General features: G+C 63.8%; 20 protein-coding genes and 1 pseudogene. 1 reads left to right on the top strand and 20 read right to left on the bottom strand.

Features of this window, described 5'->3' with window-relative positions:
• From P775_RS14755 to P775_RS14660, 20 genes are all read right to left on the bottom strand, one after another.
• Positions 1–534 (bottom strand): precorrin-2 dehydrogenase/sirohydrochlorin ferrochelatase family protein (locus P775_RS14755; protein WP_143520917.1); only part of this gene is annotated, 534 nt, incomplete at its 3' end.
• A 13-nt stretch (positions 535–547) separates the two neighbouring features.
• Positions 548–1,510, bottom strand: a complete 963-nt coding sequence (locus P775_RS14750; protein WP_099911710.1) for a glycosyl transferase family protein — start codon at positions 1,508–1,510, stop codon at positions 548–550.
• The gene (locus tag P775_RS14745) at positions 1,507–4,140 is read right to left on the bottom strand and encodes a nitrate reductase (protein WP_099911709.1); all 2,634 of its coding nucleotides are present in this window, start codon (positions 4,138–4,140) and stop codon (positions 1,507–1,509) included. The genes P775_RS14750 and P775_RS14745 overlap by 4 nt, the downstream gene beginning before the upstream one ends.
• The gene (gene nirD / locus P775_RS14740; RefSeq protein WP_099911708.1) at positions 4,140–4,472 is read right to left on the bottom strand and encodes a nitrite reductase small subunit NirD; all 333 of its coding nucleotides are present in this window, start codon (positions 4,470–4,472) and stop codon (positions 4,140–4,142) included. The genes P775_RS14745 and nirD overlap by 1 nt, the downstream gene beginning before the upstream one ends.
• Complete coding sequence (nirB, locus tag P775_RS14735) at positions 4,469–6,901, bottom strand: nitrite reductase large subunit NirB (RefSeq protein ID WP_099911711.1); 2,433 nt, start codon at positions 6,899–6,901, stop codon at positions 4,469–4,471. Before nirB ends, nirD begins: the two co-directional genes overlap by 4 nt.
• Before the next feature lie 11 nt (positions 6,902–6,912).
• Positions 6,913–7,839 carry a GAF domain-containing protein gene (locus tag P775_RS14730; protein WP_099911707.1) on the bottom strand — a complete coding sequence of 309 codons (927 nt, stop codon included), beginning with the start codon at positions 7,837–7,839 and terminating at the stop codon, positions 6,913–6,915.
• Positions 7,839–9,509 carry an ABC transporter ATP-binding protein gene (locus P775_RS14725; protein ID WP_099911706.1) on the bottom strand — a complete coding sequence of 557 codons (1,671 nt, stop codon included), beginning with the start codon at positions 9,507–9,509 and terminating at the stop codon, positions 7,839–7,841. The genes P775_RS14730 and P775_RS14725 overlap by 1 nt, the downstream gene beginning before the upstream one ends.
• A 44-nt stretch (positions 9,510–9,553) precedes the next feature.
• Positions 9,554–10,636 (bottom strand): ABC transporter permease, encoded by a 1,083-nt coding sequence (locus P775_RS14720; protein ID WP_099911705.1) that lies wholly within the window; start codon positions 10,634–10,636, stop codon positions 9,554–9,556.
• A 114-nt stretch (positions 10,637–10,750) separates the two neighbouring features.
• Positions 10,751–12,118 (bottom strand): CmpA/NrtA family ABC transporter substrate-binding protein, encoded by a 1,368-nt coding sequence (locus tag P775_RS14715; RefSeq protein ID WP_099911704.1) that lies wholly within the window; start codon positions 12,116–12,118, stop codon positions 10,751–10,753.
• A 274-nt stretch (positions 12,119–12,392) separates the two neighbouring features.
• Positions 12,393–13,565: an ABC transporter substrate-binding protein gene (locus P775_RS14710; RefSeq protein WP_099911703.1), complete on the bottom strand. Its 1,173-nt coding sequence runs from the start codon at positions 13,563–13,565 to the stop codon at positions 12,393–12,395.
• The gene (locus P775_RS14705; protein ID WP_099911702.1) at positions 13,562–14,146 is read right to left on the bottom strand and encodes an ANTAR domain-containing response regulator; all 585 of its coding nucleotides are present in this window, start codon (positions 14,144–14,146) and stop codon (positions 13,562–13,564) included. Before P775_RS14705 ends, P775_RS14710 begins: the two co-directional genes overlap by 4 nt.
• 113 nt (positions 14,147–14,259) lie before the next feature.
• Positions 14,260–14,793, bottom strand: coding sequence for a flagellar basal body-associated protein FliL (locus P775_RS14700; protein ID WP_099911701.1), 534 nt, complete (start codon positions 14,791–14,793; stop codon positions 14,260–14,262).
• 12 nt (positions 14,794–14,805) lie between these two features.
• Positions 14,806–15,540: a flagellar basal body L-ring protein FlgH gene (gene flgH / locus P775_RS14695; RefSeq protein ID WP_099911700.1), complete on the bottom strand. Its 735-nt coding sequence runs from the start codon at positions 15,538–15,540 to the stop codon at positions 14,806–14,808.
• Positions 15,541–15,551: 11 nt separating this feature from the next.
• A complete protein-coding gene (gene flgA / locus P775_RS14690) occupies positions 15,552–15,968 on the bottom strand; it encodes a flagellar basal body P-ring formation chaperone FlgA (protein ID WP_099911699.1) in 417 nt (138 codons plus the stop codon).
• Positions 15,965–16,750 (bottom strand): flagellar basal-body rod protein FlgG, encoded by a 786-nt coding sequence (flgG, locus tag P775_RS14685; RefSeq protein ID WP_099911698.1) that lies wholly within the window; start codon positions 16,748–16,750, stop codon positions 15,965–15,967. Before flgG ends, flgA begins: the two co-directional genes overlap by 4 nt.
• Positions 16,751–16,768: 18 nt before the next feature.
• Positions 16,769–17,479 carry a flagellar hook-basal body complex protein gene (locus tag P775_RS14680; RefSeq protein WP_099911697.1) on the bottom strand — a complete coding sequence of 237 codons (711 nt, stop codon included), beginning with the start codon at positions 17,477–17,479 and terminating at the stop codon, positions 16,769–16,771.
• Between the two features lie 2 nt (positions 17,480–17,481).
• Positions 17,482–17,751, bottom strand: a complete 270-nt coding sequence (locus P775_RS14675; RefSeq protein ID WP_099911696.1) for a flagellar biosynthetic protein FliQ — start codon at positions 17,749–17,751, stop codon at positions 17,482–17,484.
• 1 nt (position 17,752) lies between these two features.
• A complete protein-coding gene (fliE, locus tag P775_RS14670; protein WP_099911695.1) occupies positions 17,753–18,058 on the bottom strand; it encodes a flagellar hook-basal body complex protein FliE in 306 nt (101 codons plus the stop codon).
• 26 nt (positions 18,059–18,084) lie between these two features.
• On the bottom strand, positions 18,085–18,477 hold the full coding sequence (flgC, locus tag P775_RS14665) for a flagellar basal body rod protein FlgC (RefSeq protein ID WP_099911694.1): 393 nt from the start codon (positions 18,475–18,477) through the stop codon (positions 18,085–18,087).
• Positions 18,478–18,491: 14 nt separating this feature from the next.
• Positions 18,492–18,875 (bottom strand): FlgB family protein, encoded by a 384-nt coding sequence (locus P775_RS14660; RefSeq protein ID WP_099911693.1) that lies wholly within the window; start codon positions 18,873–18,875, stop codon positions 18,492–18,494.
• A 91-nt stretch (positions 18,876–18,966) separates the two neighbouring features.
• On the opposite strand from P775_RS14660, the pseudogene fliI reads away from it, so the two are divergent.
• Positions 18,967–19,389 (top strand): annotated as a pseudogene (gene fliI, locus P775_RS14655) (flagellum-specific ATP synthase FliI); the annotation flags it as partial.

Below are 19,389 nucleotides of genomic sequence, written 5' to 3'. Positions count from 1 at the left end.
CCAGAAGGCGCGGCGGGCGTCGCGCGGCACCCGGGCGGCGACGTGATCGCGCAAGCGGCCGGCAAGGGCGGCAAAGCTGCCAAGCCGGGGGTCAAGCTGCTGTTCGATCCGGGTTTTGATCGCGCGGGCAAGGACGGGTGCGGTGCCTTCGGTGCCGATGGCGACAATGACGGGATCACGGTCCACAATCGACGGCGTGGTGATGTCGCAAAGGTTCGGCTGGTCGACGACATTGACCAGCACACGCGCCTGTTGGGCCAGAGCGTGCAGGCAGGTGTCGATGCCCGGACAGCCGGTCGCGACAAAGGCCATGGCGGCGCCGTTGAAATCCTGCGCGGTGATGGGTCCGGGCTGGTGCGTGGCGCGGCCTGCGCTGACCAGCGCCTGCAGTTCGGGGTCAAGCGTATCGGCCAGCAGGATCAGCTGTGCGTCGGTCTTGAGCAGCAGCCGCGCCTTTTGCGCCGCCTGTTCGCCACCGCCGGCAATGATGACGCGGCGGCCCGTGGTGCGGATGAACATGGGAAAGCTTTTCATGGGCGGAGCTCCTTCAGGCAGCTTTGGCGCGGCGGCGGGCGGCCCAGAGGGCCCGCGCGGTCTGTTCTGGTTGCGCCACCCCCAGCGTGTCGAGCGCGAGCGCGGCGGTGCCGGTGACGATGTGTTCGGCAAAGGAATCTGTCAGCGTGCCGTCCCAGAGCGCGGACAGTCGCGCGGGATCGTCGGCGCCGTCATTTAACCTGCGGGTGTCGGGCAGGAGGGCGTCAAAACCTGCCTCCCATCTGGTGGCGTTGCGCAGGCCATAGGCCTGAACCCCCTTGCAGGGGTGGCGTTCAAATTCGCCGCCGCCGCCCTTGATGATGGTCAGGGCGTGTTGACCCAGCAGCACCCCGGCATCGGCCTGCAGATCGCGATAGGGCGGATGAAAGACGCCCTGCACCCCGGCGGTGGCCTTGGCAGGGTTGAGCACCCGCAGCACTGTGTTGATGCAGGACCGCAGGCCAAGCACGTCGCGCAGTTGCAGAAGGTCGAGCAGCTGCGGCGCAAAGGATTCGAGCGGGAGGTAGGCGATGCGATCGCGCTGCAGGGTGTCGGCGACGGTCTCGGGGGCTGCGCTGGCAATGCCCGCCCGGCCGAGCGCGCCGCGGACCGAGGCATGGCCCTGCTGGTGCGAATTCCAGCCGTGCAGCAGCACGCTATGCCCCGCCTGCGCCACCAGACGGGCCGAGAGCAGGAACCACGGCAGACCCCGGGTGCGCCCGGCGGCGTAGCTGGGCCAGTCGAGCGCGGGTTGCGGCAGGGGCGGCATCGCGCTGCGGGCGGCGGTCACGAAACCGGTGATTTCGTCGGGGGTTTCGCCCTTCATCCGCAGCAGCATGAGCAGGGCGCCGATGGATTCGGGGGCGGCCTGCCCTGTCAGGATCAGGCTCATCGCCTCTGTCGCCTCATCCCGGGTGAGGGCGCGCGAGCGGCCCGGGCCACGGCCCAGAATGCGCACATAGGGTGCAAGTGTCATTCTGCGGCCTCCGCCACTTTGGCGCGGGTCAGCAGGGCGGTCAGTTCCGGCCGGCAAGAGCCACAGTTGGTCCCGGCCTGAAGCGCTGCGCCGATCTGGTCGACCGTGGTCAGGGACTGGGTTTCGATGGCGGCCAGGAGGGTGTTCATGCCGACGCCGAAACAGGAACAGACGATGGGACCGGGATCGGGCATATTCGCAGGGCTTTGCCCGGTAAGGACCAATGGCGCCTCTGCCCCTGGCAGGGTCACGAGGTAGTCGCGCATCACTGCCACGGGATCACGGGCCACGAACAGCGCGGCAAGCAGCGTGTCGCGCTGGTAAAAGGCAAGCCGCGCCATGCCGCGCCCGGTGTCCTGCAGGATCTGGAGTCTGGCGTCTGTCAGGCCGAACAGCAAACGCCCGTAGCCCTCCCATGTCTCGGGCACTGTGTCGGCGGCGAGTTCGGCGCGCCAGCCCGCCGGGGTGCGGGACATGGCCCAGTACTCAGAGGTCGGCGACATCGGCGCGGCAGAGACGGCAAAGCCGTACCAGCCCGCGTTGTAGGGGGACAGGGCGACCACTGCCGCCTTGCTTTCGGGCTGACCCGAGACGGGGTCGACCACATCGGGCACCACCGCGTCGATCTGGGCCGAGGGAGCGGTGTCGCTGGTCCAGTGCATGGGGGCGAACACCTCACCCTTGCGGACGCGATCGGTGATCAGCGTGCGCAGGATGGCGGTGCCGACGGGGCTGGTGACGCGGACAAGCGAGGCTGGACCAAGCCCGGTGCGGGCGGCGTCATCGGGGTGGATTTCCAGAAACGGTTCGGCAAGGTGGGCGGACAGACGCGGCGACAGGGCGGTGCGCGTCATGGTGTGCCACTGATCGCGGATCCGTCCCGTGTTCAGCCGGAAGGGATAGCGCGGGCCGGTTTTCGCCGCAGGCGGGCGGTATTGCAGCGCCAGCATCTGCGCCTTGCCATTGGGGGTGTAGAACTGCCCATCCGCAAAGAAGCGCCCCCCCTGCCGGGTCGCAGTGACCGGCCAGCGTGTGGGGGGAAGCGTTTCATAGCCATGGTCGGACAGGTCCGACAGGGCGGAGATGTCAAAGTCGCGGTCGAACTGCCCGGCGATGTGCGACAGGGCCGCATATTCGCGAAAAATCTCGGCCGGGGTTTCGTAATCAAAGGCCTTGTGCCAGCCCATGCGGCGGCCGACCTCGGACAGGATGTCCCAGTCGGGGCGGGCGTGTCCGGGGGGCGATAGCACGGCACGCTGACGGCTGATGGTGCGGTCGGAATTGGTGACGGTGCCGTCCTTTTCGCCCCATGCAGCGGCAGGCAGCAGCACATGCGCCAGTCGCGCGGTGTCGGTCGCGCCGGTAATGTCGCTGACCACGGTAAAATCGCAGCCCTTGATCGCGTCGCGCACGGCATCGGCGTCGGGCATGGTGACGGCGGGGTTGGTGTGAATGATCCACAGCGCCTTGATCTGCCCCTGCCCCACGGCGCGGAACAGATCCACGGCCTTGAGCCCGGCATGATCGGCCATGACCGGCGCGTCCCAGAAGGTGCGGACAGCCTGACGGTGATCGGGATTTTCAATCTCAAGATGGCAGGCGAGCATATTGGCAAGGCCGCCGACCTCGCGCCCGCCCATGGCATTGGGCTGGCCGGTCACGGAAAACGGCCCCATGCCGGGGCGGCCGATACGGCCCGTGGCAAGGTGGCAGTTCAGGATGGCGTTGACCTTGTCCGCGCCAGCCGAGCTTTGGTTCACGCCCTGGCTGAAGACGGTGACTGTGCGGTTGGTGCGCAGAAAGAGGTTGAAAAAGGTCTGGATGTCGCGGCGGTCCAGCCCGGTTTCGTTCATCCGGTCCACACTGGCGGCGACAAGGGCGGTGTCGAAGCCGTCGACATGGGAGAGATAGGCGTAGTCCACGGCGCCGCCTTCGGAGAGCGCGGTGAGCAGCCCGTTGAACAGGGCCACATCGCTGCCCGCGCGCAGCTGCAGGTGCAGATCAGCCAGATCGCAAGTGGCAGTGCGGCGCGGGTCGATCACGACAACCTTGAGGTCGGGGCGCTGTTTTTTCGCCGCCGCCAGCCGCTGATACAACACCGGATGGCACCAGGCGAGGTTGGAGCCGACGAGCACAACCAGATCGGCCTGTTCGAGATCCTCATAGGTGCCGGGAACGGTGTCCGTGCCAAAGGCGCGGCGGTGTCCCGCGACGGTAGAGGCCATGCAGAGGCGCGAATTGGTGTCGATATTGGCCGAGCCGATGAATCCCTTCATCAGCTTGTTGGCGACATAATAGTCCTCGGTCAGCATCTGGCCCGAGACGTAGAAGGCGACGGAGTCCGGCCCGTGATCGCGGATGGCTTGGGAAAAGCGGTCAGCGACAGTTTGCAGGGCGGTGTCCCATGTGGCCTCTTGGCCATTGATGCTGGGGTGTCGCAGGCGGCCCTCGGTGCTGGTGGTTTCGCCCAGCGCCAGCCCCTTGGAACAGAGCCGGCCCTTGTTGGCGGGGTGATCGGGGTCGCCGCGCACGGTCAGACCGCCCTGCCCGTCCGCGCGCAGCAGCACGCCGCACCCGACCCCGCAATAGGGGCAGGTGGAGCGTGTTTCCGGCAGGCCCGCGCCGTCCATCACGCCGCGCTCCGCTTTTTCAGGGTCGTGGCGTCCAGCAGGATGCGGCCTGCCGCGACCTGTACGGGATAGGTGGTGATGCTGCCCGAATCCGCGCCCTGTGCCTGCCCGGTTTCCAGCGAAAACACCCAGTTGTGCAGCGGGCAGGTGACCTTGTTCCCATGCACGATGCCTTCGGACAATGGCCCGCCCTTGTGCGGGCAGGTGTCAGAGACGGCAAAGACGCGGTCGGTGTCGGTGCGGAACAGGGCGACGCAGCCGAGCTGGGTTTTCACCACCCGCGCGCCGCGCAGGGGGATGTCGTCAAGGGCACCGATGTCGATCCAGTTCATTCCGCAGCCTCCAGTGTAAGATCAGCAAGGGGGGCAAAGGTGTCTGCCTTGGCGGCAAGCGGCGCCCAGGGGTCCTTGCGATAGATGGTTTGAGACAGATCGAACCGGGCAACCAGCGCGCGGCGGTTTTCAAGGTCATCAACGACGCGTTCCTTGACCCAGTCCAGACCCACCTTGGCGATCCATTTGTAGGGCCGATCGAGGTATTTCGCATTCTCGCGGTAGATCTGGACAAAGGCGGCGGTGACCTCAAGCGCCTCTTCCTCGGTCGGCACATCACACAGCCGTTCGGTTTCCTTCAGATCCATGCCCGCCGCGCCACCGACGCCGACCTGATAGCCGGAATCGACACAGATGATGCCGACATCCTTGCAGGTTGCCTCGGCACAATTTCTTGGGCAGCCGGACACGGCGAGTTTGACCTTGTGCGGTGTCCACGACCCCCAGAGCAGTTTTTCCAGCTTGATCCCCAAACCGGTGGAATCCTGCGTGCCAAAGCGGCAATGATCGGTGCCGACGCAGGTTTTGACGGTGCGCAACCCCTTGGAATAGGCGTGCCCCGAGACCATGCCGGCGGCGTTCAGATCAAACCACATGCCGGGCAGATCTTCTTTCTTCACGCCCAGCAGGTCGATGCGTTGACCGCCGGTGACCTTGACCGTGGGGACATTGTATTTGTCCGCCGCATCAGCGATGGCGCGCAACTCAGTCGGGGTGGTGATGCCACCCCACATGCGCGGCATGACGGAATAGGTGCCGTCCTTCTGGATGTTGGCGTGGTTGCGTTCGTTGACGAAGCGGCTTTGCGGATCGTCCTGATATTCCAGCGGCCAATCGGCCAGCAGATAAAAGTTGATCGCCGGGCGGCAGACATGGCAGCCGTTGGGGGTCGTCCAGCCGAGTTCCTGCCAGACGGCGGGCTGGGATTTCAGTTCCTTGGTCTTGATCAGCAGGCGCACATCCTCATGCGTGAACTCGGTGCATTTGCAGACCGGCTGCGAGGTGGGCATGACAAAATCATCGCCCAGAGTGACGGCCAGAACCTGTTCGACCAGACCGGTGCAGGTGCCGCAGGACCCCGATGCCTTGGTCGTGGCGCGGATGTCGCCAAGGGTGTGTGCGCCGCCCTTAATGGCGGACACGATCTGACCCTTGCAAATGCCGTTACAGCCGCAGATTTCTGCGTCAGCCGGTAAGGCTGCAACGGCCGACAAAGGGTCCGCTGTGGCCCCCCCCTGATAGGCAGGGCCAAAGATCAGCGTATCGCGCATGTCCGACACGTCTGTGGCGTCCTTGATCAGGCCAAAGAACCAGCTTCCGTCGGCGGTATCGCCATACATGACGGCGCCGATCAGGTGATCATCTTTCAGCACAAGCCGCTTGTAGACGCCGCGCCCCGGGTCACGGAACACGATATCCTCGCGATCCGCGCCTTCGGCAAAATCGCCGGCGCTGAACAGATCACAGCCCGTGACCTTGAGCTTGGTGGCGAGTTCCTTGACGGTGAAGGCGTCCTCCTGATCGGTCAGGGTCTTGGCCAGCACCTTGGCCTGATCATAAAGCGGCGCGACAAGGCCAAAGAGAGTGCCCGCGAATTCAACGCATTCGCCAAGGGCATAGACGTCCGGGTCAGAGGTCTGCATCTGCGCATCGACGGTGATGGCGCGGCCCACGTCCAGCCCCGCGTCCTTGGCCAGCTGGACCGAGGGGCGGATGCCCACGGCCATAACAACCAGTTCGCAGGGCAATTCTGTGCCATCGACAAGCATGACGCGTGCGACGTGACCGTTACCTTCGATGCTTTGCGTCTGGGCCTGGGTGATCACGTTGATCCCGCGCGCCTCAAGATCGCGGCGCAGCAGGTAGCCTGCGGCGGCGTCCAGCTGACGTTCCATGAGGTGGCCGGTATTGTGCAGCACCGTGACCTCCATCCCGCGCATACGCAGACCGGCAGCCGCCTCTAGCCCCAGCAGGCCGCCGCCGATGACCACGGCGCGGGCACCGGGTGTGGCAGAGGTTTCGATCATCGCGTTGGTGTCGTCCAGATCGCGGTAGCTGATCACCCCGGGCAGGGTGTGGCCAGGCAGTGGGATGATGAACGGGTTTGAGCCGGTGGCGATGATCAGCTTGTCATAGGGGGTTTCGCCCTGCGCGCTGAGTACCACCTTGCGGGCGCGGTCGATGCCGTCGATCTTTTCACCAAACCGGCAGGTGACGGTGTTGCCGGCATACCAGTCGTCATCATGGGTGATGATTTCGCCGTAGCTTTTTTCGCCAGACAGCACTGGGGACAGCATCAGGCGGTTGTAGTTTCCGCGCGGTTCGGCGTTGAACAGGGTGACGTCAAAGGCGCCGGGGGCGGCGTCAAACAGGTGTTCCAGCAGACGGCCAGAGGCCATGCCTGCCCCGATCACAACGAGTTTCTGCATCTTCATACTCATCAGCAATACCAGGCGACGATATGGGCAAGCTCGGCCCCGCGATGGATCGGCAAAGCGACCATCGAGGCGTAGCCGGCAGCCCCCGCGCCGGTGTCAATCACCGGCAGGCCGCTGGCGAGCGCACGGCCCACAGGTCCCTGCCACGGCGCGACCATCCGATCGGTTTCAAAATTCCACAGCGGGCCGCTGCGCGCACAGATGCCATCGCTCAGAACGGCCTTGCCCGAGCTGCCCACCTTGGCGGTGCGGGCATCCCAGATCTCGAATCTGCGTGCGATGGGCGTGCCGCTGGCGGTCAGCAGGGTCAGCGCATAGGTGGTGCCATTCGGCACCGGGACCGGCAGGCCAAGCCCGGTGTTGAGGCCGATTTTTCCCGCACTCTCCGCCCGCATAAAGCCATAGCCCAGCCCCAGATCGCGCATCAGGATCGGTGTTTTCGACGACCAGACGCTGCCGGGAAGCCCCTGCCCGCGCTTGAAGGTGGTGCGCTGAGAGATTTCCTCGAACTGTTTGGCGGCGCCGTAATAGCCGTCTTGCAGCGACAGGATACCGTCGGATTCGGCCCAGACCTCGATCGCGCCATAGCGGTCGGCGTCATCGCTGCACAGGACCACCAGAACCGCCTTGAGGGTGCGCCCGGCAAAGACCGGGATGGCGACGGCACTGGTCAGGCCCGCCTCTTTCGCGGCATCGGTGCGCAGGAAATACGACCCTTCAAAGGCCTTGAGCACGATGGGGCGTTCCTCGGCCCAGGCCTTGCCGGGCAGCCCCTCACCGCGCGCGAAACTGGTCTTGCGCGACGCCTCGGCAAAGGCCGACAGGGTCCCGTAATGGCCGCCACCGGGGACCAGACGGTCGCCTTCGGGCACCCAGATTTCCATCACATCGACAAAGGTGCGCACGGGCGTTTCCATGAGGGTGTCCATCAGGCTGCGTCCTTCTTGGCCGCTTTGGGCTTCGCGCCATGTTCGTATTCCTCAAGGAAATCAAGAACCTCCTGCCGGTAGGCATAGTAGTCCGGATGTGCGAGCAGCGCCTTGCGGGTGCGGGGGCGGGGCAGTTTGACCTCTGTGATCTTGCCGATGGTGGCCTGCGGGCCGTTGGTCATCATCACCACGCGGTCAGCGAGGAGGATCGCCTCGTCCACATCATGGGTGACGCAGATCGCGGTGACCTTGGTGCGCGACCAGACCTCCATCAGGACCTCTTGCAGTTCCCACCGGGTGAGGCTGTCGAGCATGCCGAAGGGTTCGTCGAGCAACAGGAGTTTCGGCGACAGGGCAAAGGCCCGCGCGATTCCGACGCGCTGCTTCATGCCGTTGGACATCGACGCGGCGCCCCGGTCCATCGCATCGCCCAGACCGACGCGTTCGAGGTAGTATTCCACCACATCCTGCCGTTCGGCCTGCGACGCCTTGGGATAGACCTTGTCCACACCAATCGCGACGTTTTCCTTGGCGGTGAGCCAGGGGAACAGGTTGGGCGACTGAAAGACGACGGCGCGTTCGGGATCAGCCCCTTCGACATGCCGACCGTCGAGTTTGATTGCGCCCTGACTGATGCCGTTGAGACCGGCGGCCATGGTGAGAACGGTGGATTTGCCACAGCCGGAATGCCCGATCAGGCTGATGAATTCGCCCCGGTTCACCTTGAGGTCAAAGTTTTCGACCACGGTCAGCGGGCCTTTGGGTGTCGGGTAGATCTTGTGCAACTGGCTGAAATCAAGGAACCTTTCCTCAATCATGCCATCCTGCGCCTCTTTCACTGCCGCAGGAACACCGTGGATTGGCGTGACGTTGGGCAGCTTGCGGGTGCCTTCGACCTTGGCCTCGATCCCGACATCCATGAGGTATTTTGTGACCTTGGCGCGCAGGGCCTTGAACGTCTCGTCATTGTTCATGGCGGTGCGTTCGCGGGGACGCGGGATGGTGACCTTGAACTCTTCCCCCAGCGTGCCGTCGGGGTTCAGGGCGATGATGCGGTCGGCCAGAACGATGGCTTCGTCCACGTCGTTGGTGATGAGAACGCAGGTCTTTTTGTCCGCTTCCCAGATATGTTCGATCTCATCCGCGAGGTTGGCGCGGGTGAGGGCATCAAGCGCCGAAAGGGGTTCGTCAAGCAGCAGCATTTCAGGGCTCATGGCCAGCGCACGGGCGACGTTGACGCGCTGGCGCATCCCGCCAGAGAGTTCGGCGGGGCGGCGGTGCATGGCATGACCCAAGCCAACCATCTGCACATAATGCGCTATTTTCGCTGTCTTTTCCGCCTTTGGCATGCCCGGAAAGATCGTATCGACGGCAAGGCCAACATTGCCCGCGACGGTGAGCCAGGGCATCAGCGAATAGTTCTGAAAGATCACGCCACGTTCCGGCCCGGGTTCGGTGATCGGCTGACCCTTGAAGGTGACTATGCCGCTGGAGGGCAGCTCAAGCCCGGCCATCAGGTTGATCAGCGTGGTTTTCCCGGTGCCGGAAAAGCCGAGAAGGACCAGAAATTCGCCCTCTTTCACATCGAGGTTGATGTTTTTCAGAACCTCTTCGCGGTGGAGGCCGGTGCCGAAGCCCTTGGAGACGTTGGTGAATGTGAGGATACCCATGGAATTTTCCTTTCTGCGCGACCGCTAAGCTGCTTGAGCGCGCGTCACCGATTGTTCGAGAAGGTGAAAAGCGATTGCAGCGCGAACATCACCCGGTCGAGCAGGAAGCCGATGATGCCGATGGTGAGCACGGCGACGATGATCTTGGCGAGGGATTGCGACGATCCGTTCTGGAATTCATCCCAGACGAATTTGCCAAGTCCGGGGTTCTGCGCCAGCATTTCGGCGGCGATCAGGACCATCCAGCCCACCCCCAGGGACAGGCGCAAACCGGTGAAGATCAGCGGCAGGGCCGAGGGGAGAACCAGTTTGGTGATCTTGGTATAGGTGTTCATTTTCAACACCTTGGAGACGTTGATCAGGTCCTTGTCGATGCTGGCGACACCAAGGGCCGTGTTGATCAAAGTCGGCCAGAGCGAGCAGAGCGTGACGGTGATGGCCGAGACGAGGAAGGATTTGGAAAACATTCCGTCGTTGGTCGCATAAGCCGCCGAGACGATCATCGTGACGATGGGCAACCAGGCGAGCGGCGAGACCGGTTTGAAGATCTGGATCAGCGGGTTCAGCGCGGCATTGGCGGTGGGCGACAGGCCCGCCGCGATGCCCAGCGGGATGGCGACGACGCTGGCGATCAGGAAGCCGAAGAAGACGGTTTTGATCGAGGTCCAGATCTGCTGATAATAAGACGGCGCGCCGGTGAAGGCGATATCCTTGACATCTCCGGGGCGGCCTTCCTCGATAAGCTTTTGATTTCGTTGATCAAGACGGTCGTAAAACTGCGCCTCTTTCTGGCCTTTGCGCACCGCGTCTTCGTGCAGGTTCACCGCCTCTTCCCAGACGGCGGCGGGGCCGGGGATGGCGCCGAGCGAGGTTTGCACGGTGGGCGCCAGCACGGACCAGGCGGCCAGAAAGAGGAGGATGGCCAGAAGCGGAACCCCCAGCAGACGCCAGATTTCACCGATCTGCCCCTTGGGATTTTCCCCGGCGGCAACCTTAAGCACCGGCGTGATCCAGGCAAGGCCAAGAACCTGAAACCAGGCGTCGGCCTTGTTGATGCGGGTGAACAGGCGGGCGCGGCGGGCCTCTTTGGCCTGGGCCGTGGCGAAGTCCGGATCGACAGTCGTCATGTGGCTGGTCCTTTGGAAAACGGGGGCTGGAATGCGTATGGATTCCGTATGGATTTGGTATGGCTGACGTGTGGCGGCAAAAGGGGCGCGCCGGGGCGGCGCACCCCGGGGGCGTCAGCCGCGCACTTCGTTGCCGACAACAATCTGTTCGCCCTTGAGGCCGATCGGCAGGCTTTCGAGATAGGCGTTGGGGGTGCGGCCATCATAGGGGATGCCGTCGATAATATCCGCCGCCGGCGTCGCCGCCTTGTAGCCGTCGGAATCCCAGGGGAAGTCCGCCTCGTCCGCCAGCCCTTCGTCCACCAGAAGGCGGGCGGCCTGAAGATAAATCTCGGGCTTGTAGACGGATTTCGCGACCTCATCGAACCAGCTGTCGGGCTTGGCCTCTGTGATCTGGCCCCAGCGGCGCATCTGGGTCAGGTACCAGACCGCGTCGGAGTAGAACGGATAGGTCGCGTTGTACCGGAAGAAGACGTTGAAATCGGGGACCTCGCGTGTGTCGCCCTTTTCATACTCAAAAGTGCCGGTCATTGAATTGGCGATCACCTCGCGGTCGGCGCCGACGTATTCGGGACGCGACAGGATATCGACTGCCTCTTCGCGGTTGGCGTTGTCGTTTTCATCAAGCCAGATGGCGGCGCGGATCAGCGCCTTGGTCACGGCGAGGGTGGTGTTGGGGTTGGCCTCGGTGAACTCGGCGGTCATGCCAAAGACCTTTTCGGGGTTGTTCTTCCACAGCTCGTAATCGGTGATCACCGGCACGCCGATGCCCTTGAACACCGCCTGCTGGTTCCACGGCTCGCCCACGCTGTAGCCGTTGATCGTGCCGGCCTCCATTGTGGACGGCATCTGCGGCGGCGGGGTGACGGACAGGAACACATCCGCGGCGATCTGGCCGGTCACGTTGTCGGCGGAGTAATAGCCGGGCGCGATGCCGCCGGCCGCCAGCCAATAGCGCAATTCGTAATTGTGGGTCGAGACGGGGAAAACCATGCCCATGTTGAACGGCTTGCCTTCGGATTTGAAGGTGTCGATCACCGGCTTGAGGGCGGAGGCGCTGATGGGATGCTGCGGGCGGCCATCGTCCATGGTGGGGATGTTGGGTTTCATCATCTCCCACACCTGATTTGAGACGGTGATGCCGTTGCCGTTCAGATCCATGGAAAACGGCGTCACGATATGCGCCTCTGTGCCATAGCCGATGGTCGCGGCCAGCGGCTGACCGGCCAGCATATGCGCGCCGTCCAGCTGACCGCCGATCACGCCATCCAGCAGCACCTTCCAGTTGGCCTGTGCTTCGAGGGTGACAAACAGACCTTCGTCGAAAAAGTAGCCCTGTTCATAGGCAACAGCGAGCGGCGCCATATCGGTGAGCTTGATAAACCCGAATTTCAGCTCGTCCTTTTCCAGCTCCAGCATCTCGGCAAAGGCCGGGCCGCACAGGGCGGTGGTGGCGGCAAGCGTCAGAATGATCTTCTTCATGGGGTGTTCCCTCGTATCCTATGACCGGGATGCGCAAAGACGCTGGGACCCGGGCAAAACAAAAAAGCCGCTGACTCACCACGACGATTGTCGCGGAGGTCGAGCGGCTTTGCTCAGATAACCCAAATCTCTGGGAGAATTTCGTTGGCGGACGCCATTGCCTGCCTACCTCTTTACCATGCGTCAGGTCGGTTGGATCTGGCAAATATAATTTTATGAAACAGGGTGGTTTTTGCGGCAGCGCGGCATTTTGCGGCGCGCTCTGCCTGCGAAATCAGCGTTCGATCTGCGATGGATCAAAAATGCGGCCATCAAAGAATGCATCCTGGCTGGGGATAAGGCGGCCTGAGTCGGTGTGCAGCGGGGTGTTCGCGCCTTCGACCTTGGACACGGCGGCGGGCAGGTCGGCACCGGTCTGGCGCAGGGCGTTGCGGTGCAGATCGCTGCGGAACACCCCGCCGGCGGTCTGGACCGAGGCGAGCCTGTCCAACCCGTTGCGCGAGGCGAGCTGCAAGCCGATCCATTGCGCCTGCGAGCGCCAGGGAAAGCTGGCCGCGCCTGCGTGAAAGTCGATAAATCCGGGGGTTTCACGCTGCTCGCCGCGCGGGGAAATCACCAGCCTGCCGTTCAGGGCGCGGTCCAGCACCTCGGCCGGGAGGTTCAGATAGGCGGGGCGGCTGAGCAGTTCCGCCCCCAGAGTGTGCGAGGCCGGATCGCCCAGCCAGCGCCCGGCGCGCCAGACCGCGCGGATCAGACGGCCCAGCAGCGCCGGTTCCGCATCCGCCCAGTCACTGCGCACGGCGAGCACCTTTTCCGGCGCAAAGGCCCAGATGGCGGCGCCGGGCAGCAGCAGGGTGCCAACGCCGTTTTCCACCGCAATCGACCCCCAGGGTTCACCGACGCAAAAGGCGTCAATCTCGCCCGCCTCGATCGCCTGCGCCATGAGGGGCGGCGGCACGGTGCGGATGTCGACATTCTGCGGCGCGGGCAGGCCAAGGGCGGAGAGCCAGTAATACAGCAGTTCGGCATGCATCGAGAACGGGAACGGCACACCGATGCGCAGGGTGGGTGTGGCGGCCCGGATCAGCGCCAGACCGGCGGCACGCGCATCGTCAAAGGCAAAGTCGTGCCCGCCGTCACGCAGCCGGTCCGCAAGGGCATTGCTGACGCCGATCACCGTGCCGTTCATCGACAGGACCGACACTGCCGCCAATGGTGCGCGCGTGCCCCCCAGCCCCAGCGCCGCCGCCACCGGCACGGGCGACAGCATATGCGCCGCCTCGACCCGCCCGAAGCTGAGCATGTCGCGCAAGCTGGACCAGGACGGCGCGCGCACGAGGTCAAGGGCGATGCCCTCTTCGGCGGCAAAGCCCATTTCCTGCGCCACGATCAGCGGCGCGGCATCGAGCAGAGGGATAAACCCGACGGACAACATGGCGCCTTTCATCCCAGAAGCCCCGCTGCGGTCACCAGCGCCTGCGCCACATCGGCGACGCGTTTGCCCTGATCCATCGCCGCCTTGCGCAACAGGGCATAGGCCTTTTCCTCATCCACGCCACGCGCCTTCATCAGCATGCCCTTGGCGCGGTCGATGACCTTGCGTTCCTCAAGCGCGCGCTTGGTTTCCATCAGCTCGGTGCGCATGCGCTGGAACATGTGGAACCGCGCGATGGCGGCGTCGAGAATGGGTTTGAGCCGGTTCGGGCTGAGCCCGTCCACCACATAGGCCGACACGCCCGCCTCGATCGCGGCCTTGGTCATGCCATCGTCCGAGCGATCGACAAACATTGCCACGGGGCGTTCCATCGGGCCGGTGGCGAGGGCAAGTTCCTCAAGCATGTCGCGGGAGGGATTGGAGATGTCGATCAGCACCACATCGGGTGACAGCGCCTTGACCCGCCGCCCGAGGCCCGCCGCCCCGGCGATGACGTGAATGTCGAAATCCCCCGCAGCCCGCAAGCTGTCCACAATGAGCAGCGCGCGGTCTCTGTCGTTTTCGACCACGATGACGGATAGACGGTGACCCATGCCCTAGCGGTGCTGACACGGGGGCAAATGTAAACGGACATCCTGCCTTTCGCGAGCCTGCCGGGGGGCCGCGCCCAAAACTTGGGCAGTGCGGTTCGGGCGCTCTGGCGCGATCACATTTCTTGTTTGTTTATCTCGGTGATCAGCACATCGGTCACAATCCCGCCCAAGCTTGCCTGCGCCGACCTCAGCAGGAGCCGCCGCAGGGGATCCAGCTTGTTGGGTTCGGTAAAATTGCCCTCGAACCCGCCAACATTGGCATGGTCGAACAGCACCTGAAGAAAGCTGTCGCGCAGCTTGGGTTCCCGCTGTGTCGCGATGGCGGTGCTGCCGGTCGAGACCTCAAGGCTCAGGGACATGACGACAAGCGCCGAAATGCCTTCGTTGCGCACGATGGGCACCACGAACTGGTTGGAGATCTTGACATATTCTTTTGTGGGCACAGCCGTCGGATCCGCGGGAGCCGCCTCTGCATGCCCGGCCTCCGGCGCGGTTTCCGCATGGGGGTCCGCCCCCTGCACGACACAGTTGTCGGCCATGGCCGCCGGGGCCGCCGGAGGCTCTGCCGCAGGTTTGAGCAGGAAACCCGCACCGACACCGCCGCCGATGCCGATCAGAGCAAGAAGAATGGGAAGCAGCTTGCGCATGGGTATGTTCCTTCAGAACGGCAGGACAGAATCAAGGACCTGCTGGCCGATGCGGGGTTGCTGCATGTCCGAAATCTGACCGCGCCCGCCATAAGAGATGCGGGCCGAGGCGACCTTGTCATAGGTGATCTCGTTCTGGCGCGAGATGTCGGCGGGACGCACAAAGCCCGATACAAGCAGTTCGCGCAGTTCGAAATTCACCCGCACCTCTTGCGAGCCCTCGATGGCGAGCACGCCGTTGGGCAACACCTCTGTGATGGTGGCGGCCACGCGCAGGGTCAGCTTTTCGTTGCGCTTGACCGTTCCTGTGCCCTTGGACTGACTGGAGCTGTCGATGCCCACCGCCGTATCCAGAGAGGCGCCATCGGTGATGCCCTGGTTGATCCGTTCCGGAAAGCCGAAAAGATCCGGGATGCCCAGACTTTCGGAGCCAGAGCGTGACCGGTCGGTCGAGTTGGAGATTTCCGCCTTTTCGTCGATTTCGATCACAACGGTCATGATGTCCCCGCGATTCGTCGCCCGCCGGTCGCCCAGCAGTGACTGCCGCCCCCCATCCCACAGGCTTGCACGGGCGATGCTGTCGCGGCTGGGCAGGGTGCGCGGCAGGCTGGCATAGACCATGGCATCATGCTGGGCATCGTCGTTGGCGGGCGAGAATGTCGGAGCACGGCCGATATGGTCCATGCGGCCACAGCCGGACAGGACAAGGGCAAGGGCGGTCAGGACAAACAGCGGTCTGGGCGTCATGGCATATGCTTTCACTGCGAAACGTGGACAGATCCGTCAGGCTGGATCAAGCCGAACAGGGTGGTACGGGAGGCCATGTTCATCACGCGGATCTGTTCGCCCACGCCGCCCCGGTCCAGGGCGCGCCCCTCTGCGGTGATGCGCAGCCCCCCCTGCTGAAAGATCAGGGCGATGACCTGATTGCGCTCGATCAGCGCCGGGGGGCCGATATGGGCGCGCAGGACCGGCCGGCCGGCGTAAAGCGACACGCGCGCCTCTTGGCCGATCACCTCCATCGGATCCGAGAAACCGGCGTCGAGCGTGCCCTGCTGGACGCTGAGCGCATCGGCGGTCAAGATTTCCTGCGCGCGGATGGTGCGGGCAGCGACCACCGTGTCGGCCTGCGCCGTCCCGGCCAGAAGCGCGAAGAGAAGGGTCAGACGGATCATCGGATCTGCGTCGTTGCGCCCAGCATCTGATCGGCGGCGGAAATCACCTTGGCGTTCAGCTCATAGCCGCGCTGGGCCTCGATCAGTTCCGTCACTTCGCGTACCGCATCAACCGAGCTGTCCTCAAGATAGCCCTGCCGCAATGTCCCCTGCCCGTCGAGCCCGGGTGTGGTGACCAGCGCGGGGCCGGATCCCTCTGTCTCGGTGAAGAGGTTCGAGCCGATCGCCTCAAGCCCCTTGGCATTGGTGAAACCGGCGATGGTGAACTGCCCCAGAAGCTGCGCCGCAGTGGTTCCGGAGAAATAGGCGTAAACCTCGCCCGAGGCATTGATCGAAACGCTGGTGGCATCGTCGGGAATGGTGATTTCCGGCGCAACGGGATAGCCGTCCGAGGTGACGATCAGCCCGTCGGCATTGCGTTTCAGCCCGCCATCGCGGGTATAGGCCGCCTGCCCAGAAGGCAGCGTCACTTCAAGATACCCCGCGCCTTCAATCGCCACATCCAGATCACCGCCGGTGGCCGAGAGCGAGCCCTGCTCAAGCTGCATCGACACTGCCGCCGGGCGCACGCCAAGGCCCAGCTGGACCCCCGTGGGCAGCACCGTGCCATCACTGGCATTGACCGTGCCGGCGCGCAGCTTCTGTTGATAGTGCAGATCCGAAAATTCAGCCCGCCGGGCGTTGTAGCCCGTCGTGCTCATGTTCGAGAGGTTGTTCGAGATGACCTCGACCCGCATCTGCTGGGCGCTCATGCCCGTGGCGGCAATTTTCAGTGCACGCATTTTGGTGCTCCTTCCGGGTTATCGGGTGAAGGTGTTGATGGCATTGGTGATGCGGTCATTTTCGGATTCGAGAAAATTCTGGCCCATCTCATAGGCGCGCTGCACCTCGATCATGCGGGCGATCTGCCCCACCGGATCCACGTTTGAGGATTCCAGAAAGCCCTGCAGGATGACCGGCGCCTCGACCGGGTCAAAGCCATCCGTGCTTTCGAAAAAGGTGCCGTTTTCCCGCACCATGCCGTTGAAATCGCTCGGCTGCACCACGCCCACCTGCCCCAGGGGCCGCCCCTGAGAGCTGAGCGTGCCGTCCTGCGCGATGGCAAGATCGGTGGCATCCGGCGGAATGAAGATCGGCGCGCCCCCCGCATCCAGCACCGGATAGCCGTCCGGGGTCACCAGATCGCCATTCGCGCTGGGGGTGAAGGCCCCGGCGCGGGTCAGTCGTTCGCCGTTCGGCGTCTGGACCAGAAAGAAACCGTCGCCCTGAAGCGCCATGTCGAACTGCCCGCCGGTCTGTGTCAGCGTGCCCTGCAGGGTCGAGGTCTGATGCACCTGCGCCGTCGCCATAGACAGGCTGCCCATGTCGGTCTTGGCCAGAAATTCGGTGAACATCACCCCCTCCTGGCGAAACCCAGTGGTGGCGGTGTTGGCGATGTTGTTCGCGATCACCTGCATTTCGCGCATCAGACCCGACTGGCGGTTCAAGGTGGTGTAGCTTGCGGTTTCCATGGTCAGCCTCCGGCTATGATGGGAATGATCTGGTTCTGAAAAAAGGCCACCAGCGTTTCAGTCATGAAGCTCATCGACATCCAGAAGACGACGACGATGCAGGCCAGTTTCGGCACAAAGGTCAGCGTCATTTCCTGGATCGAGGTCAGCGCCTGAAAGAGGCCAATCACCACCCCGGCCACCAACGCCGCCGTCAGAATCGGCACCGAGGTGATGGTGGCGATCCAGAGACCCTGGCGCAGACTGTCAAAAAAGATGGCCTCGTTCAGCATGTCAGACCGGCATCCTCAGGATTTCCTGATAGGCCTCGACCACCTTGTTGCGCACGGCCACCACCGTCTCGACCGCCAGTTCGGACTGGGCCAGCGCCTCGACCAGGGCATGCGGATCGGCATCGCCCATCATGGTCGTCTTGGCGAGATCCTCGCCAGTGCGCAGGGTCTGGGCAAAGTCGGTGACGATCTGCCCGAACGAAGCGCCGGGCGTGGCGGCCTGGGGTGTGGCCGTTTCGGGCTGCGGTTCCGTGACAGGGCGCGAGGCCGCATAGCTTTGCGCGGCAAAAAGGGAACGAACGTCCATTCTGGTCTCCATTCGTGTGAGGGAATTTAGCGGCGCAGCAGCTCAAGCAGGCTTGCCGACATCTTGCGTGTCTGGTCGAACATCTTGAGATTGGCGTCGTAAGAGCGCTGCGCCTCGCGGGCGTCGGCGATTTCGATGATGATATCCACGTTCGAGCCGTCAAAATTGCCGGCTTCATCGGCCAGGGGATTCGACGGATCATGGATCTGCTGCAGATCCGAACGGTCAAGGTTCACCCGCCCGGTGCTGACCGTGGTCACATTGGTGCGCGGATCGGTCTTTGTCTCGAACGGCACCATCTTGCGGTGATATCCGGGCGTGTCGGTGTTGGCGATGTTTTCGGATGTCAGCCGCAGGCGCATTGCCTGAGCGCGCAGACCGCTGGCGGACATCGTGAGAGAATTGGCAAAATCGGACATGAGTGCCCCCGTTGTTATCCGCGACTGATGCTGGTGCGCAGAATGTTGAGAGTGGATCGATAGACCGCCATGGACAGGTCATGCGCCCGCTTGGCATCGACCGCGGTCAGCATTTCAGTCTCAAGCGAGACGCTGTTGCCGTTCGGATCTGCCGATTCGCGGCGTTCTGTGGTTGGAATTTCGACCGGGGTGCGGTTCATCAGATGGCCCACCCGGGTGGCGCGCAGCTGGTCAGGGCCGGCGTGCTTTTGCATCATTTCCGCAAAGCCCATGACGTCATGGGCCTTGTATCCCGGGGTGTCGGCATTGGCGATGTTCTGCGCACTGGTGGACTGCTGTGACCCGGCATGTTGGGCAAGCGCCATGGCTGTCTTGAAAATGTCCAGGTTCTGGAACATCGGGGCTTCTCCCTCGAAATCTCTCGTCTTCAATCAAGGCTTAACCCTGATTCCTTTAGAAACAGTGATCAGAGGATGAAGGGATCGTGCGATGGATCGAAACGAGATTGCGGGCCTGCGGGCCCAGCTGGCCGGGTTGCAGAGCGTGCGCGCGGTGGGACGGGTGCGATCGGTCGACGGGACGGTGATCTGGGTGCGCGGACTGGCGCATCTGGCCTCGATCGGGGACCGCGTGCGGCTTTTGCGCGGATCGGGGGACCCGCTGAGCGGCGAGGTGCTGCGCATCCGCGAGGATCTGGTTGGCATGCTGCCAGACACCGGGATCGACGGCGTGTCTCAGGGGGATCGCGTCGCGGTGATGGGCCCGCCGACGCTGGCCCCATCCGATTCGTGGATCGGGCGGGTGATCGACCCCTACGGCATCCCCCTGGACGGCCCCCCCCTGATGTCCGGTCCGCGGCGTCGGCCATTCCGGGCCGCCCCGCCCCCGGCGGCGCAACGCCGCGCTCTGGGC

Source organism: Puniceibacterium antarcticum (genome assembly GCF_002760615.1).
In the GTDB taxonomy this organism is placed as follows: domain Bacteria; phylum Pseudomonadota; class Alphaproteobacteria; order Rhodobacterales; family Rhodobacteraceae; genus Puniceibacterium; species Puniceibacterium antarcticum.
The sequence above is the reverse complement of the archived record's forward strand: the minus strand, read 5'-3'. Positions and strand labels throughout refer to the sequence as shown.